The 15,322-nt window shown below is 62.4% G+C and carries 14 protein-coding genes and 1 pseudogene; 4 read left to right on the top strand and 11 right to left on the bottom strand.

Annotated elements, in window-relative coordinates; all coding sequences use genetic code 11:
• From WBV42_RS03830 to WBV42_RS03810, 5 genes are all read right to left on the bottom strand, one after another.
• Positions 1 to 1,245 (bottom strand): FAD-binding oxidoreductase (locus WBV42_RS03830; protein WP_423984858.1); only part of this gene is annotated, 1,245 nt, incomplete at its 3' end.
• Between the two features lie 65 nt (positions 1,246 to 1,310).
• Entirely contained in the window at positions 1,311 to 3,164 is a 1,854-nt protein-coding gene (locus tag WBV42_RS03825) for a DUF2070 family protein (RefSeq protein WP_423984857.1), read from the bottom strand.
• 35 nt (positions 3,165 to 3,199) lie between these two features.
• Entirely contained in the window at positions 3,200 to 3,748 is a 549-nt protein-coding gene (locus WBV42_RS03820) for a GMP synthase subunit A (protein WP_423984856.1), read from the bottom strand.
• 70 nt (positions 3,749 to 3,818) lie between these two features.
• Complete coding sequence (locus tag WBV42_RS03815) at positions 3,819 to 5,267, bottom strand: PKD domain-containing protein (protein WP_423984855.1); 1,449 nt, start codon at positions 5,265 to 5,267, stop codon at positions 3,819 to 3,821.
• 240 nt (positions 5,268 to 5,507) lie between these two features.
• Positions 5,508 to 6,380, bottom strand: a complete 873-nt coding sequence (locus WBV42_RS03810) for a TIGR01548 family HAD-type hydrolase (RefSeq protein ID WP_423984859.1) — start codon at positions 6,378 to 6,380, stop codon at positions 5,508 to 5,510.
• 124 nt (positions 6,381 to 6,504) lie between these two features.
• Here WBV42_RS03810 and WBV42_RS03805 point away from each other — a divergent pair, with 124 nt between their 5' ends.
• Positions 6,505 to 7,116: a methyltransferase domain-containing protein gene (locus WBV42_RS03805; RefSeq protein WP_423984854.1), complete on the top strand. Its 612-nt coding sequence runs from the start codon at positions 6,505 to 6,507 to the stop codon at positions 7,114 to 7,116.
• A gap of 392 nt (positions 7,117 to 7,508) precedes the next feature.
• Here WBV42_RS03805 and WBV42_RS03800 read toward each other — a convergent pair whose 3' ends face one another.
• The gene (locus WBV42_RS03800) at positions 7,509 to 7,898 is read right to left on the bottom strand and encodes a UPF0146 family protein (RefSeq protein ID WP_423984853.1); all 390 of its coding nucleotides are present in this window, start codon (positions 7,896 to 7,898) and stop codon (positions 7,509 to 7,511) included.
• Positions 7,899 to 7,937: 39 nt separating this feature from the next.
• Here WBV42_RS03800 and WBV42_RS03795 point away from each other — a divergent pair, with 39 nt between their 5' ends.
• A complete protein-coding gene (locus WBV42_RS03795) occupies positions 7,938 to 8,474 on the top strand; it encodes an archaemetzincin family Zn-dependent metalloprotease (RefSeq protein ID WP_066144548.1) in 537 nt (178 codons plus the stop codon).
• 59 nt (positions 8,475 to 8,533) lie between these two features.
• Here WBV42_RS03795 and WBV42_RS03790 read toward each other — a convergent pair whose 3' ends face one another.
• The 5 genes and pseudogenes from WBV42_RS03790 to WBV42_RS03770 form a co-directional block, all read right to left on the bottom strand.
• On the bottom strand, positions 8,534 to 9,793 hold the full coding sequence (locus tag WBV42_RS03790) for a hypothetical protein (RefSeq protein ID WP_423984852.1): 1,260 nt from the start codon (positions 9,791 to 9,793) through the stop codon (positions 8,534 to 8,536).
• A gap of 45 nt (positions 9,794 to 9,838) precedes the next feature.
• On the bottom strand, positions 9,839 to 10,525 hold the full coding sequence (locus WBV42_RS03785) for a DsbA family protein (RefSeq protein WP_423984851.1): 687 nt from the start codon (positions 10,523 to 10,525) through the stop codon (positions 9,839 to 9,841).
• 61 nt (positions 10,526 to 10,586) lie between these two features.
• Positions 10,587 to 11,567: pseudogene (locus tag WBV42_RS03780) on the bottom strand (aldo/keto reductase).
• A 208-nt stretch (positions 11,568 to 11,775) separates the two neighbouring features.
• Positions 11,776 to 13,587 carry a ribosome biogenesis/translation initiation ATPase RLI gene (locus WBV42_RS03775; protein ID WP_423984850.1) on the bottom strand — a complete coding sequence of 604 codons (1,812 nt, stop codon included), beginning with the start codon at positions 13,585 to 13,587 and terminating at the stop codon, positions 11,776 to 11,778.
• A 2-nt stretch (positions 13,588 to 13,589) separates the two neighbouring features.
• Positions 13,590 to 13,901, bottom strand: coding sequence for a hypothetical protein (locus WBV42_RS03770; RefSeq protein ID WP_423984849.1), 312 nt, complete (start codon positions 13,899 to 13,901; stop codon positions 13,590 to 13,592).
• A gap of 336 nt (positions 13,902 to 14,237) precedes the next feature.
• Here WBV42_RS03770 and WBV42_RS03765 point away from each other — a divergent pair, with 336 nt between their 5' ends.
• Positions 14,238 to 14,516 (top strand): MarR family transcriptional regulator, encoded by a 279-nt coding sequence (locus WBV42_RS03765; RefSeq protein WP_066145234.1) that lies wholly within the window; start codon positions 14,238 to 14,240, stop codon positions 14,514 to 14,516.
• 107 nt (positions 14,517 to 14,623) lie between these two features.
• Positions 14,624 to 15,322, top strand: a 699-nt coding sequence (locus tag WBV42_RS03760; protein ID WP_423984848.1) for an NAD-dependent epimerase/dehydratase family protein, incomplete at its 3' end; no start/stop codon positions are given.

Genomic DNA, 15,322 nt, shown 5'->3' with positions numbered 1-15,322 from the left:
GCCCTCGGGGAACCCCTCCATCTCGTCGATCGATTCGCGCACCCACGAGATGGCCGCCTCGGTCTCCCTGGGGTCGTCCCAGTTCGCCTCGAAGTTGAGTCCGTACGGCGCGTCGCGGTGGGCGAAGGCCGTTTCCGTCTCGCCGACGCGGGAGACCGCGCCGCCGCCCTGCCAGATGTCCACAGTCGAGAGCGACACCGGACACCGCTTGGCGCAGTCGACGACGGCGTCGATCACGTCGTCGTTCAACGCGTCCAGATACAGCGACTTCCAGTAGTAGAACCGCCCGCTCGGGTAGTCCTCGTCCAGCATCGTCTGGAGTTCGACGTAGGGAATCGTCCCGCTGAAATCCGCGACCGGTTCGGCGAACGCACGAACCGTTCGCAGTTCCTCCTCGCCTTTCTCCGGGGTTCCCGCGTAGCATCCGAGGACGGCGATTGCCGGGTCGCCCCACGACGCTTCGGGGAACTCGGGCAGTTCCGGAACCCACGCGTAGAACGGGAGCAGGCTCACCTCGTCGGGAGCGTCCGGCGCGTATTCGCGGAACGAACGGAGAACGTCGGGTGCCTCCGCACCGTCGAACCAGACGAAGCACATGGCGACGTCCGGACCCACCGGATGGCAGTCGTACTCGAACGCCGTGACGACGCCGAAATTGCCCCCGCCACCGCGGAGTGCCCAGAACAACTCCTCGTGGGAGTCCTCGCTCGCCGTGACGAACTCGCCATCGGCGGTCACCACGTCGGCGGAAACGAGGTTGTCACACGAGAGGCCGTACTTCCGCCGGAGGTGTCCCATCCCACCGCCGAGGGTCAGTCCCGCGATTCCGGTGTCCGAAACGACGCCGCCCGGAACCGCCAGCCCGAACGCTTGCGTCTCGCGGTCGACGTCCCCCCACGTCGCCCCGGCACCGACGCGAACGCGTCCCGCTTCGGGCGTGACGTGCACCCAATTCATCGGTTCGAGGTCGATGACGAGGCCGTCGTCGACCACCGCCCGTCCGGCGACGCCGTGACCGCCGCCGCGTACCGCAATCGGATAGTCGTGGTCGCGGGCGAAGTTCACGGCCGCCCGAACGTCCGCGACGCCCTCACAGCGAGCCACCATCGCCGGACGCTTGTTTATCATCCCGTTCCAGATCCGGCGAGCGTCGTCGTACGCCGGTTCGTCGTCCGGCGTGACGATGTCGCCTTTGAACTCTGCTCGAAGCGTTTCCACTTCGATTTCGGCTGTTTCGGTCGCCATTTTTTCTCCCCCAATTCGAGTAGGCGAGCGGCGTCGATAAATGCGACTGCAATCGTTCGAAATCCTCAGGCGAGGAAGAAGACGAGAACGGCGATGGCCGTCACGGCGAGGATGACCGCCCCGGCCAGCGCCGCACCCATGGCGATGACGGCGTTGGCGTGGCTGGCCAGCGTCTCGGTGCGGTCGTTGCCGAAGACGGTGACCTCCGCGTACTCGCTCTCCATTCCGGCCTCGACGGGTTCGAGGTCGGCAGTGGCGTCATCGACCAATCGCGTGATAAGCGAAATGAGTTCGTCGTGGTCGACCGCGCCGCCGACCTGATTCGAGGACTCGACCATGTTCACGATGTGCGTGTCCGTGGTCATCACTTCTACCTCGTCCGCCTCCACGGTTTCCACGATTCTGTCACGGAGGCCTGGTTCCATGTTGTTGCCGTCCACGAGGACGTAGGCCGTCCGCTGGTCCGCAACGTCGAGTACGGCGACGCGGACGCCGAGCGGGCCGATACCGTCCGCTGGCAGCCACTCCGTTTTGTCCCACGCGACACCGAGTTTCGGGTGGCCGCGTTTCGTCACCCCGAGTTCCTTCGCCGTTCCTTTCGCGGCCTGAATCATGTGGAACGAGCGCTCGCTGCCGGGATAGATGTGGCCGATGTCCTCGCCTTGAAGCCCGTTGTTGCAGTTGTGGGCGTCCACCAGCATCACGTCGTCCAGTCCGCTCGACCGGGCTTCGGCGGCGGCGGCGAGACCGACCGCGTACTCGACGTCGTCGGCGTACTCCGGGGAGTAGGTAGCCACGAGGAGCGCGTCGTCGCCGAACGCCTGTCCGAGGAGTTTGGCGTCACCTTCCTGCGTTCGAACGCTCCGACTGGCGTCGTCGCTGTACTCGATCCGTTCGTAGGCTTCCTGGGCCGTTTCGAGGAGGGTATCGACCTCGCGCTCGGTGACGAGGTTGAAATCGTGTCCGGCGGTGGCGTGCGGCGGGAACGCGAGTCCCTCCGACTGGGCGGCGACGCGGCGGGGGAGGTTGCCGCCGCCGATTTCGCCCATCGGACCCGGGTGAATCATCGGGAGGACGAACCGTGCCTTCTCGCTGCCGCCCTCCCGACGAAAGGAGAGGACGGTGACGGGGACGACGGCTTGTTGTCCCATCTGCTCGAAGAAGTCCTCCAGTTCCCGGGTCCCTTCCGCGATGTGACCGATGAATCCCCGAAGGAAGTCGAGCGCGCTGACGCCGAGACTGCGCCGCCACGGGCGGTCGATGACGACGAGAAAGCCGTACACAGCGAGGGCGTACATCCCGCTGATGATCCCGAGCACGATGAAATCGCGCGGCGTGATGATACCGAGTGCGGCCGGTGCCTTGTCCCCCCGTGCGAGGAATTTCTGCACCAGCGGTCCGCCGACTTCGAAGACGCGAATCGTCTCGCTGTAGATGAAAAAGAGGACGGCGGCGGTGCCGGTCTGGATTCCGGCCGGAATCAGGGAGACCAGAAACGACGTGCGTGAGACGGCCATCACGATGAGCAACCGAAACGCGAAGACGGACGCGAGGCTGAAGAGGAGCACGTCGAAGACGAACTGCTGATCCAGTTTCGTGAGCGCGGCGATGATACCCGCTATCGACAGGACGGCGACGACGATGATCTCACACGTCAGCGCGAGCAGCGACGACCGATTGTAGGTCAACTGGCCGCTCAGGCGGCGGTCCACCGGCGTCGTGAAGACGCTCGCGATGACCGTCGGCACCCCGATGAAGAAGATGCCTTCCCACGCGTCCTGCAGGATATACTGGGAATCGAATGCCCCGACACCCGCAATCGCGGCGATGAGGAGCGCAAACGCGATGCTCGCGTACCACTGCGGGGCACGGAAGATGTACCGGGACAGGCTCGCCAGGTCGCTCTGGGTCGCTGTCATTGGCGAAAAGCTACGCCGCGAAGAGTTAAAGGATGCTACTCGCAGAGATCCTGGAAGTTTTCGAACACTTCCTCGCCCTCTTCGGTGTGTGCGACCTCGGGATGCCACTGCACGCCGTACAGGTCGCGGTCGGTGTCGCTCATCGACTCGATACCGCACACGTCGCTGGTCCCGGTGCGCTCGAAGCCGGTCGGAACCTGCTTCACTTCGTCGGCGTGGCTGGCCCACACGCGGGTTTCCGGCGCGAGCGACCCGACGAGCGGGTCGTCCTCGTCGTCGATTTCGACGGTCACGTCGGCGTAGCCGCCGTACTCGCCTTCGCCCACTTCACCGTCGAGGACGTCTGCCATCACTTGCATGCCTAAGCAGATACCGAGTACCGGAATGTCGAGTTCGAGGTACTCCGCGCAGTTCCCGATGTCGTCCATCGACGGGCCGCCCGAGAGGACGAGGCCGTCCGCGTCGATATCCTCCGGCGGCGTATCGTTGTCGATGAGTTCGGTGTCGATTCCCATGTCACGGAGCGCCCGGTGTTCGAGGTGGGTGAACTGTCCGTGGTTGTCCACGACGAGGATTTTCGTCATTGGCGGGCGATATGGAGGGCGCAAATAAAAACGCCTCGTCACCGTCGCGACGCGACGGCATCGATTCCTGTTAGCGACGGATCACGATCGCCGCACCGAGGAGAACGAGTGCGGCGATGAGTCCGCTCACACCGGGATGTTTGAACACGATGTTCGGCCCCGGCAACGTGTTGTCGTCGGTCGTGCTGTGTGTCGTCCCGCTCGGCTTCGAGTGTGTGGTCGTCTTCTGTGTTGTCGTCTTCTTCTGCGTCGTCGGGGTTTGCACGACGAGCGTTCCCGCCTTCACGCCGTTGACGGCAACCTCCTGTTTCCCGGACGAGGTCGCCTTGTAGCTGTAGGTGACTTTCTTCGTCGCCCCCGCTCCGACCTGCACCCGTTTTCTGTCACCGACGGAGTCGCCGACCGCGAGGACGGTCGGGATCTTCCCGGCACCGTCGCCCGTGTTTTTGAGCGTCGCGGTGACCGTCACGGTGTCCCCCTTCGAGACCTGTTGTTTGTCGAGCGACGCGCCCGTGACCCGGATGTTCGACTTCGTTTTCTTCACGGTCACGGGAACCGTCGTACCGGCGTGGCGGCCGTTGTTATCCTCGACCGTCACGTGAGCGATGTAGTTTCCGGGGGTCTCGTAGACGTGTGTGGTCGTGGGACGGGTCGTCGTCTGATCGACCGTTCCGTCGTTGTCGAAATCCCAGTGGTACTTCGTCGGCGAGCCACCCGAATCGCTCGTTTGACTCGCGTCGAAGGAGACGGGATTTCCGGCACCGGCCGTGCCGCTGACACCCACGACGGGGTTGAGCGACTTACCACACGTTCCGGCGTGGATGCTCACCGGTTCGTCCATATCGAGTTGTTTCGAATCGGGGTTCGAAACGCTGCCCGTGAGGAAGGACCACGACGTGACGTTCTCGTGCGCTTCCGAGGGATTGTACAGCTTCGCATCCCGATTCCACGAGGGTGTGACGGTGATGTTCGAGTCACCCGGCAGACCGCGGAAGACACCGCCGTCGGTGCGCGATCCGGCCCACATCCAGTCCAACTCGTTGCGGGACCACTTGTCGTCCCGGTGCGGGTACGTATCGTCCATCAGCACCCACTTCCCCGAACTCGGCAGGCCGCTGAACTTGAACGTCACCGTGCTGATCGGGAGGCTGCCGCCGGTCCGGCTTTTGTTCATCCGATCGTGAATCATCACGAGACTCATCACGCCGCTCGGGGCCTGATAGAGGAACATCGTGCTCCCGTTCTCGTGCGTGACGGATTTCGTCCCGAAGGAGCCGTAGGCCCAACTGCTCTTGTTCGTGTACGGCGACTCGTAATCGTAGAAGTCGACGACGTTCTTGCTGCCGTGAATCGGCGACACCTGCGTACACGATCCGCCCTGCTCGACGGCGTAGGTGCTGTGATGATTCGTCGGGGCGTCGGGGAGGGGGCCGTTGGGAATTCCCGGTGGGGGGAGCGCGACGGCGGTCCCGACCGAGCAGAGGACGAGGAGGGCGATAAGCACGGGGCGAAGCTTCATTGCACCGGTCGCCTCCGAATGCGATACTGCGTCTGTGTGGCTGGATACGTCATAATCACGATTCTCCGATAGCACGCGTTGTGCGTGCTCTACCGGTTTCCGAGACAGTCGTGATTGCCTTTGTTATGGGCCACCTGCAGGCCGCTTAGGCCGTTCCTTCGGCGAAAACCGCGTTTTGGGATCGAGGTCGGTGAACCGTCTCGTGAAGGGAATCGCGACGGCGAACCACACCGCGCAGTACTATCGTTCCGCCAACAGCGCGGGCAGGTCATCGACGGAGCCGATGACCGCCGCCGCGCCCGCCGATTCGTACTTTCGACGCCCGGACTCGCCGGTCAATCCGCCGGTCAGCACGCCGACGCCGAAGTACTCGCGGTCGGGGTCGGCTTCCGCGGCGTTCACGGTCGTCTGGATGTCGTCCAGCGTGTCCCCCACGAAGACGACCCGCTCGGCGTCGAACCGCTCGGCGAGGGTCACCAGCGCGTGCGGGTGCGGTTTGCCCTGCTCCCAGTCGTCCATCGTGAACCGGCGGTCGTCCGAAACGTCCAGTCCGACGCGTTCGAGGGCGATGTCCGCCTCGGCACTCGGCCTGCCCGTCACGACGCCGACGGGATAGCTCGCGGTGAGCGTCTCGACCGTCTCGGCCGAGATGAGGACGGGTTCGTCGTTGATGTACCCTCGCGTGTCCAGCGTCGGGTCGTCCCCTTCGAGGTCGGCGTACAGGTCCGCGCCGAGGTACAGTTGCTGGAACACCTCGCGGAGCGTCTCGGGGTCCCATTCGGTGCGCACTCGGTCGTGGGCGTCCTCGGGCAGTTCCTCCTCGACCACCCGTTCTGCGGCGTCGAGTCCGCCCCCGTTCGCGGCGATTCGGTCGGTGAACTCCTCGATGGAGTCATCGAGGCTCTCACGGGATGCGAGGACGTACAGCGCCACCGCGTAGGTGAGTTCCCAGTCGTTGTTGAATCCCGATGCGTCCTTGAACGACTGGATGGCGTCCTTGGGCACCGTTTCGTCGTAGACCCGCTCGACGGATTCGAGTATCGCCCGCCGGTAGGAGTTCGCCACGTCCACGAGCACCCCGTCGATATCCAGCACGACAGCGTCGGCGTTCATACCATCGCGTTCGTCCGCGGCGATAAGGATGTGCCGAATCGAGGGAGAACCCATCGTCGGTCATCACCCGCAGTAACACGTGTCTGCCGAACCGACTATGGTCGTTCGCTCTCATCGTCCGTGCATGGATCACGACGAACTCCAGCGACTTTACGGGAGCGACGAATTTTATTGGGGGACCGATCCCAACGGGTTGGCGGAGACGGTACTGGAGTTCGCACCCGAACGAAAGGCACCCGCAGCGGTCGATATCGGATGCGGCGAGGGCCGGGACGCGGTGTATCTCGCCGAACGAGGATACGGCGTTCTCGCGGTCGATCCCGTACCGAACGGGCTCCGAAAGGCCGAACGGCTCGCCGAGGAGCGTGGCGTCCAAATTCAGACCCGCGCGGCCGACATCAACGACCTCGATTTCCCCGCGATGGACGTCGTCTACTCCTGCGGTGCGCTCCAGTATCTCCGCCCGGACAACCGTAAGTCGCAGTTCGAGCGGTTCAAAACCGCGACCACGGACGGCGGGATTCACGTCCTGTTCGCCTTCGTGGACCACCCCGAGATTCCGACCGCACCCGACTGGGGTGACAACGAGTTCTTCTACGAACAGGGCGAACTCGGGAGCTACTACGACGACTGGGAACTGTTGGAAGAAGACGAGTTCATCTTCGACGACGAGTCCGGCGGGGAACCCCACCAGCACGCCTCCGAGACTATCGTCGTGGAGAAACCCGAAGCGTAGACGGTCGTCGTCAGTTGGCCCTTTGAATGTCGTTCAGATGATGTCCCTTCGAACGTCTTATAGACGAAGGTTCTTCGAATGCGTTTCAGCCGACTGGTCAATATCTCTGCACGGTGTCAAGGAATCGACTAAATTCCCGCCCTCCCTCCGAGTGCAGATGGAACGATACACCCTCCGAGCCATCGGCATGAGTTGCAAGAGCTGTGAAAACATCGTCCGAAGCGAGGTGAGGGACCACGTGGCGTGAACAGCGCCGATCCGGACGCACAAGCCAACGAAGTCGTCGTTCAGGGTGAACCCGCGACGGAATCCCGCGTTCGACAGGCCATCACCGAAATCGGCTACGACGTAGCGGAGTACGCGCCAGGAACGAAGAACGGAAATTTTTATACTCACTCGCGCGCCCAGAACAGCGTCTCGCCCGGAATCGTCTCCCGTCGAACCGGCACGGACGGCCCGTCACCGCCGAGGGTCGTGAAGACGAAGTCGGCGTCACACTCCTTCGCGACGGCGAGTGCGGGTCGGTGGAGTTCCGGCGGCAAGTTTCGGGCGTACAGCAGGTCGGCCCCTGAATACACTTCCAGTTTCGGCTTCGTCACGTCGTCCAGATGAAATCCGACGCCGTCGGGTACTCTCCGTGGGACGATATCGGTCGCGGTGACGGCGACACCGGCCGCCGCGAGTTCGCCCGCGACGTCCGGTCGATTGCCGATTCCGATCTCGACGGCGCGCTGATAGTTGGCGAGCCGCATAACGATTTCGTCACGGGGTTTCGGGTCCACGGCGGGATGTTTATGCATCGTCCGCTCATAGAAGTTGCCATGTTGATTGACATCGTCCCCGTGGGGGACGTCACGGGGCGGGTCAAACGCGAGGCTTCAGCGGCCCTTCGGACGATTTACGATTGCGACGTAATGGTGCACGAGCGACAGGAAATCCCCTCCGGGACCCACGACCCGAACCGCGACCAGTATCGCGCCGAGGGGTTCATCGAGCTAGCCAGTCGTATCGGGACGGGTGAGAAAAACATCGCCATCACGCCGGAGGACCTCTTCTATCGTCGCCGGAACTACGTATTCGGCCTCGCGTATCTCGACGGACGCGGCAGCGTCATCTCCACCTATCGACTGGAACCCACGAAGGACGGTCTCTCCTCCGACGGCGGCATTACGACCAAACCGACCGAGGAGGTGTTCTCCGACCGTGTTCGAAAGGAAGTCGTCCACGAGATTGGCCACACCCTCGGTCTTGAACACTGCGACAACAACCGCTGTGTGATGAACTTCTCCCCGACCGTCCGCGAAGTGGACGTCAAAGAGGAGAACCTCTGCGGTACCTGTCAGCGTCAAGTGCTCTGAAGGAACCCCCGATCCCGTTTTTGGATCCGGTAAACGATCTTGATCTCGATCCCGATCCGCTAGCGTAAGCGTTCGATGACGCCCCCGACGAGCGCCAACAGGCCGAAGAGCATCGTGACCAACTGCTGTGCGAGGTCGTTCGGCAGGACGTACTTCGCCATCGCGACGCCCCAATCGACCCGTTCGTTCACGACGGACGTTCCCTCGGTGCGATTCGGAATCCCGAGTTGGCTGGCCGTCGGACCGTTGCTTCCCTCGCCCGGCACTCGATCCGCCTCGTAGGGAAGCGACCCGGTTTTGATGGCCCAGACGACCTTTCCGTTCCGATCGATTTCCACGACGCGGTCGTTGTACGAGTCGGTGATGAGCGTGTGTCCGTTCGGTAGTCGGTCGGCGTCACGGGGCCAGTCGAACATGCCGCTCCCTCCGTACGTCCAAGTGGTCGTGTTGTTTCGAATCTCGACCACGCGGTCGTGCTCGCTGTCGGCCACGAGCAGAGTGCCGTTGGCGAGCGTGTCGGGGTTGTGCTGTTCGTAGAGGATCTTCCCGGATTTGGAGTACGAATTCGGTCCGACCACGGGAGTGACAGTGATCGACCCGTTCTCCTGCACGTGCAGGTCCGCGACCGTATCGAAGTTGCGGAGGCTGATCCGGAAGACGCCCGGTCGGATGCGGTCCACGTCGTTGACGTGTGTCCAGTCGCCCTCCTTGTCCATCCCGTCCGGGAATTCGTAGGTGTCGGTGGCGTTCCACTGCCAGACGATCTGCTTGTCGCGGTTCACCGCGAACACGCGGTTGTTGCCCATATCGACCATCACCCAGCGGTCCTCGCCGTCGACGACGTAGTGGTCGGCGTCGTGGAGTTCGTGGTGTTGGAGTTTGGCGTCGTACCACGAGTAGTTCCACAGGGTCTTCTTCGTGCTCTTTTCCACGATTCGGAGAGAATCACGAACGCAGTTTTCGTACCCGTCGTTCTGATACTTCGCCGGACAGTTCTCGTCGGGAATCTCTTCGGCGGTCGCGATCTGCACTCGGTTCGGCCCGAGCGCTTCGATGTCGAACACGTCGTCCGCTTTCGTGTACTGCCAGACGACCTTTCCGGCGGGGTTGACCTCGATGGCGCGTCCCTCGTGTTGGTAGCCCTGCAACGCGATGTAGGTGTTGTTGGCCGGACGCTGCTGATCGACGGTCAGGTGGGGGCCGTCGGGTGCGGTGAGTGCCCCGACTCCTGCGGTGGCGAACAGAACGACTGAGAGGGCGGCGAACAGCTTTGCGCGGTTATCCGAGAGAGAAAGCCACGAGGAGAGCGTGGAAATCACTACTCCTCCCTACGCAGACGGGGGAAAAAGGGATTCGGTTTCGAGTCAGTTCGTCGCGGAATCCAACAGTTTGGTCACCTTGTCCGTCTTGAGAGCGGCGACCGTTTGGCCGTCGATGATCAGCATCGGCGTGCTGTTGACACCCGCTTTCTGGGCCGCCGTATCGGTCTTCTGTAGCTCCGATTTGTACTTGTTCGCCTCTATCTGTGACTTGATCTCGTCCCGGTGTTTCACGCCCGCTTTCTTCATGAACGAGAGCAGTTTGTCCGTCGTCGCCCACTGCTTCTGTTCGGAAGGCTGGTTGGAGAACACCTGCTCGTAGTACTTCCAGAACGACTGCGGGTCGACGTTCCACACCGCGAGTCCCGCTTCGGAGGCGCGTGGCGCGTCCGCCCCGAGGAACGGTTGGCCGTTGTAGTACGCGAGCGACCGGAATTCGAGGTCGATCTTCCCCGGTTCGACGTAGTCGGACATCACCGTATGCAGAAAGCCCGTGCTGAACTGCGCGCAGTACGGACACTTCCAGTTGCTGAAGTACTGCACCGTCGTATCGGCGTTGCCCGTTCCCGCGATCGCATACGTGTGTTTGCCCGGATTATCGGGAATCGGGGCGTCCGCGATGTCGTAGTCGCTATTCGAATCGCCGCTCTTACCGAGACCGAGACACCCGCCGAGGGCGGCTACGCCGGTCACGCCGGTCGCCTGGAGAAGTCGTCGCCGTGAGAGACCCATTTTCGTACCCTTCGGACTTCTGGATTGAGTACCTTTCGTCTGTTCTCGGGGGGTGGGTCCGCTATCGCTTGGTGTCGAGTTTCTCCCTCGTCTCTCCGAATATCAACCCCTGCGCCATCGGCCGTGCGAGGAAATCGTGCGGAAATCCGAGGTCGATAGCGCTCACGTCGTCCAATCGCTCGCGTTCTTCCTCTCCGAGTTGTACGTCGAGGCTGGCGAGGTTGTCGTCGAGTTGGTTCGGCGTCGTCGCGCCGAGAATCGGGAGGAGTTGTCCCGGTCGTTCGCGAATCCACGCGAGCGCGACCTGTGCCGGTGTCGCGTCGATTTCCGCGGCGATGTCCACGACGACCTGTGCGACTTCCTTTTGCTCGTCGGTCACCTCCTGTCCTAACGTCGTCACTCGACCCTCCTCGTTCGTCGTCCGGTTGTACTTCCCGGTGAGAATCCCGCTTTCGAGCGGCCCCCAGACGGTCACGCCGAAATCGAGTTCGCGGGCGAGCGGAAGCAGTTCCCGCTCGGGCGTCCGTTCGAGCAGGTTGTACTTCAGTTGCAGCGCCGAAATCGGCGTCTAATCGCGCTCGTCCGCAATCGTCTGTGCCCGCGCGACGACCCACGCTGGCGTGTCCGAGAAACCGACGTAGTGGACTTTGCCGCTCGAAACGAGGTCGTCCAACCCGCGCATCACTTCCTCGATCGGAGTCATCCCGTCCCACGCGTGAACCCAAAGCAGGTCGATGTACTCGGTATCGAGTCGGTCGAGGCTCCCTTCGACCGACTGGAACATGTTCTTGCGATGGTTGCCGCCCGCGTTCGGGTCGTTCGGACGTGTGGTCAGTGTGTACTTGGTGGCGATGACGAACTCGTCTCGGTCGTCACCGACGAGTTCCCCGACGATTCGCTCGCTCGTCCCGTCGGTGTAGGTGTTCGCCGTATCCACGAAATTCCCGCCCGCCTCGACGTATCGGTCGAACATCTCCTCGCAGGCGTCCTTTCCGGCACCCCACCCCCAATCGTCGCCGAACGTCATCGTCCCAAGTGCCATCTCGCTGACCCTGAGACCACTGTTGCCGAGCAGTACGTAGCGCATAACGGTCGTCGTAGGCGACGGGGAGGCTAAACGTTCGCGGCGCTACCCATCTCACTACACGAAGTAGTTCGACGACGAAGACCGCGTGAAAGCCGTCCGGTACGAGGACACGTACTACTATCTGCTGGTCGCAATCGTGTGAGAATAGAAGAGAAACGCGACTCTAGCTGTAGTAGTATTCGCCCTCGTTCTTCTGTTGGCGGTCGAGTTGGCTGTCGGGTTTGTTGATGCGCGGGCGACCCACGTTCTCGTCACGGCGGAACGTGATGTCGAGGTTGGCGAGGAAGTCGTTCATGCCGTCGCGCATTCCCTTCGGGCGTCCGGCGTGACCGTGCTCGGCGGGTTCGCCGTCGAACACCATCAGGCGGTCCGAGAGCAGGTCGATCATGTACGTGTCGTGGTCGATGACCAACACGGTGGCGTCCTGAATCTCGGCGTAGCGGCGGATGGCGCGCGTCGCGCGGACGCGCTGTTCGACGTCGAGGTACGCCGACGGCTCGTCCAGCAGGTAGAGATCGGCGGGTTTCGACAGACAGGCCGCGATGGCGACTCGCTGGCGCTCGCCGCCGGAGAGGTCGGTCAGGTCCTGCTCCATGATGCGTTCGAGCTGGAGCGGCTGGGAGATCTCCGTGTCCCAGTAGGAGGTCCCCATGTCGTCGGTCAGCGACGACAGGAAGACGTCCACGCGCATCGGTTGGTCGATCTCGATGTACTGGGGTTTGTACGAGATGTCCAGCGCGAAGTCGACGTCGCCCTCGTCCGGTTCGAGCCGTCCGGCGAGCAGTCGCGCGAACGTCGATTTCCCGATGCCGTTCGGACCGACGATGCCCAACACTTCGTTCTCGTAGATCGTTCCGCCCTCCACGTCGAGCGAGAACTCGCCCTCTCCGTACGATTTTTTGAGGTCCGGGTACTCCACGAGCGGGTCGGCGGTGACCGTCTCGCGCGGGGCGTGTGCGTCGAACTCGATGGCGTTCGGGCGGATCCGCATGTTCTCGTTGTTGAGATAGCCCTTGAGGTACTCGTTGATGCCGTTGCGGACCGATTTCGGCGTCGTGATGACACCGTACGCGCCGGGTTCGCCGTACGCGACGTGGAGGTTGTCGGCCACCAAGTCGAGGATGGCGAGGTCGTGTTCGACCACGAGCATGGAGCGACCCTGCTCGTTCGCCATCTCTTGGAGCAGGCGGGCGACCGTGACGCGCTGGCTGATGTCGAGATACGGCGTGATTTCGTCGAGGAAGTAGAAGTCCGCGTCCCGAGCGAGTGCCGCCGTCAGGGCGACGCGCTGGAGTTCACCGCCGGACAGGCTGTCGATGTCCTGTTCCATGACGTGCTCGATTTCGAGCCGTTCGAGCAGGTCGTCCAGCACGCCGCGCTCGTCGGTTCGGGTGAGCAACTCGGCGGTGCTCCCGTCGAATCGGTCCGGGATCTTATCTACGTACTGGGGTTTGCGGGCGACGGTCACGTCGCCGTCCCGCACGTCGCCGAGGTAGTCCTGTAGTTCTGTCCCGCGATAGCGTTCGAGGATGGTGTCCCATCCCGGTGGGTCGTCGAACTGGCCGAGGTTCGGCGCGAGTTCGCCCGCCAGAATCTTCACCGCGGTCGTCTTCCCGCTCCCGTTCGGACCGAGGATTCCCGTTACTTGCCCTTCCTGTGGAATCGGCAGTCCGTAGAGCGAAAAGGCGTTTTCCCCGTAGCGGTGGACGGGGTCCTCCTGCAGTTCGCTCGGCAGGTTGATGATCTCGATGGCGTCGAACGGACACTTCTCGACACAGATACCGCACGTCTCGCCGAGACAGATCTCCTCGCTGATGTGGACCTGGTCGGGCTGTCCTTCGGTCGTGTCCTCGCCACGGAGCGTGATACACTCCTTTCCCGTCCGGTTCGGCGGGCAGAAGTTCTTACACTCGTAGTTGCATCGGTCGGGTGAGCACCGCTCAAGGTCCACGACCGCGATACTGTCGTCTGCCATTCTCAGATCCTCACTTGGTTAATCAGGAGAATTCCCCACGTAATGAACCACAGCGAGAACGTCATGAACGCCACGAAGAGCGCGTCTTTCACACCATCCAGTTCGTATCCGATGAGATACAACAGTGGCAGTTGCACTACCACGAACGCGAGCATAATGACCAATCCCATCTGATCCTGCGCCGCCTCGGGCGTGGTCCCCGCCACCATGGCGGAGGCCACCCCGGCGATGATTCCTGCAATCGACGCGAGCGACGTAATAGTAATACTACGGAGATGGGACGCTCGTTGCTCAGATGCCTTTTCAGTCGCCATGCGTGGCAATCGGGTATCCTACCTCAAAAGATGTTCGCTTGTCCATATCCCTCGTCGTCTCCCCCGAGGCGATTCCGTCACGCGGGAGAACGCCATTTCGGAGTGAAGCCGAAGTGGGACGAACCCCTCGGGAGAACGACCCGAATACAGACGGTGGATGACTTTTAGGATGTGTATGTGAAACAGTATCAATGCCGACGCTGCACTGTCGGCAAAAACGCTTCGAGACCCGTTTCGTCCCCCGAAAACGACCGTCGTAGTGGCTATGCGTGCCCTTTCCGTGTCACTCCGTCTCAATAGTTTTATGGCGATGGGGTGTTTCGATTCGTAACGATGATGAGCCAAACTGAACGGGAGGAAATCGACGACCTACCACCCAGTGCGAAATTAGTTTTCAAAGTTCTCGAATACAAGGGGTCGCTGACGCAGAAACAAATCGTGGACGAATCGATGCTGTCAGCACGGACGGTTCGCTACGCTCTTGAACGACTCGAAGACATCGGTGTCGTGGACGAAGACATCTACTTCGCCGACGCGCGACAGAACCTCTACGAGATCAACGTCCCGACCGAGGCGGAGACGGACCAGTCCGTCGACGCCCAGTGTGCCGAATAACCCCGCTCATCTCTCCCAATTTTCGTCTTTCCTTTTGCCGACGGCGATGCTTCGATTCGCTCGCCGCTACCCGCATCCATTAGTTCTCACGCACGAACGACAACGGTATGAACGTGTTCGTTATCGGCGGTACCGGACTCATCAGCACCGGCATCGTCACGCAACTCGTCGCGGACGACCGGTCCGTGACGGTCTTCACGCGCGGGAACCACGACGGCGACGGCGAACTGCCGGAGACCGTGACGCACGTACGAGGGGACCGACACGACACGGACGCCCTCGAAGCGGCGGTCGCGGACGCCGACCCGGACGCGCTGGTCGACATGGTCTGTTTCTCGCCCGAGACGGCGCGGGAGACCGTCGATGCCGTCGCGCCCCACATCGACCAGTACGTCTTCTGTAGCACCGTCGATGTCTACCACCGCCCGCCGGAACGCAACCCGATCACCGAGGACGCCGACAGACACCCGAACGTGAGCGACTACGGTCGCAACAAGGCCGACTCCGAGGACGTGTTCATGGGCGCTCACGAGGACGGGAAGTTCGAAACGACCGTCATCCGTCCGTGGAGCACCTACGGCGAGGGCGGCGGCGTCCTCCACACCTTCGGCGACGACACGTACTACCTCGACCGCCTTCGGGCGGGAAAACCCATCGTCGTCCACGGCGACGGCACCTCGATTTGGGGGCCCTGCCACCGCGACGACGTGGCCCGCGCGTTCGTGAATGCCGTCGGCAACGAGGCGACTTACGGCGAGGCCTACCACGTCACGAGCGAAGAGTTCATCACGTGGAATCAGTACCAC

It is taken from the genome of Haladaptatus sp. (genome assembly GCF_049589095.1).
Classification (GTDB): Archaea; Halobacteriota; Halobacteria; order Halobacteriales; family Haladaptataceae; genus Haladaptatus.
This window is presented reverse-complemented; position numbering and strand designations above follow the sequence as displayed.

Excerpts from the sequence above, each read along its gene's own strand:
- WBV42_RS03810 (WP_423984859.1), bottom strand. The coding sequence starts at position 6,380 with ATGAACGCCGACGCTGTCGTGCTGGATATCGACGGGGTGCTCGTGGAC.
- WBV42_RS03785 (WP_423984851.1), bottom strand. The coding sequence starts at position 10,525 with ATGGGTCTCTCACGGCGACGACTTCTCCAGGCGACCGGCGTGACCGGC.
- WBV42_RS03765 (WP_066145234.1), top strand. The coding sequence starts at position 14,238 with ATGAGCCAAACTGAACGGGAGGAAATCGACGACCTACCACCCAGTGCG.
- WBV42_RS03815 (WP_423984855.1), bottom strand. The coding sequence starts at position 5,267 with ATGAAGCTTCGCCCCGTGCTTATCGCCCTCCTCGTCCTCTGCTCGGTC.
- WBV42_RS03770 (WP_423984849.1), bottom strand. The coding sequence starts at position 13,901 with ATGGCGACTGAAAAGGCATCTGAGCAACGAGCGTCCCATCTCCGTAGT.
- WBV42_RS03805 (WP_423984854.1), top strand. The coding sequence starts at position 6,505 with ATGGATCACGACGAACTCCAGCGACTTTACGGGAGCGACGAATTTTAT.
- WBV42_RS03820 (WP_423984856.1), bottom strand. The coding sequence starts at position 3,748 with ATGACGAAAATCCTCGTCGTGGACAACCACGGACAGTTCACCCACCTC.
- WBV42_RS03775 (WP_423984850.1), bottom strand. The coding sequence starts at position 13,587 with ATGGCAGACGACAGTATCGCGGTCGTGGACCTTGAGCGGTGCTCACCC.
- WBV42_RS03795 (WP_066144548.1), top strand. The coding sequence starts at position 7,938 with ATGTTGATTGACATCGTCCCCGTGGGGGACGTCACGGGGCGGGTCAAA.
- WBV42_RS03825 (WP_423984857.1), bottom strand. The coding sequence starts at position 3,164 with ATGACAGCGACCCAGAGCGACCTGGCGAGCCTGTCCCGGTACATCTTC.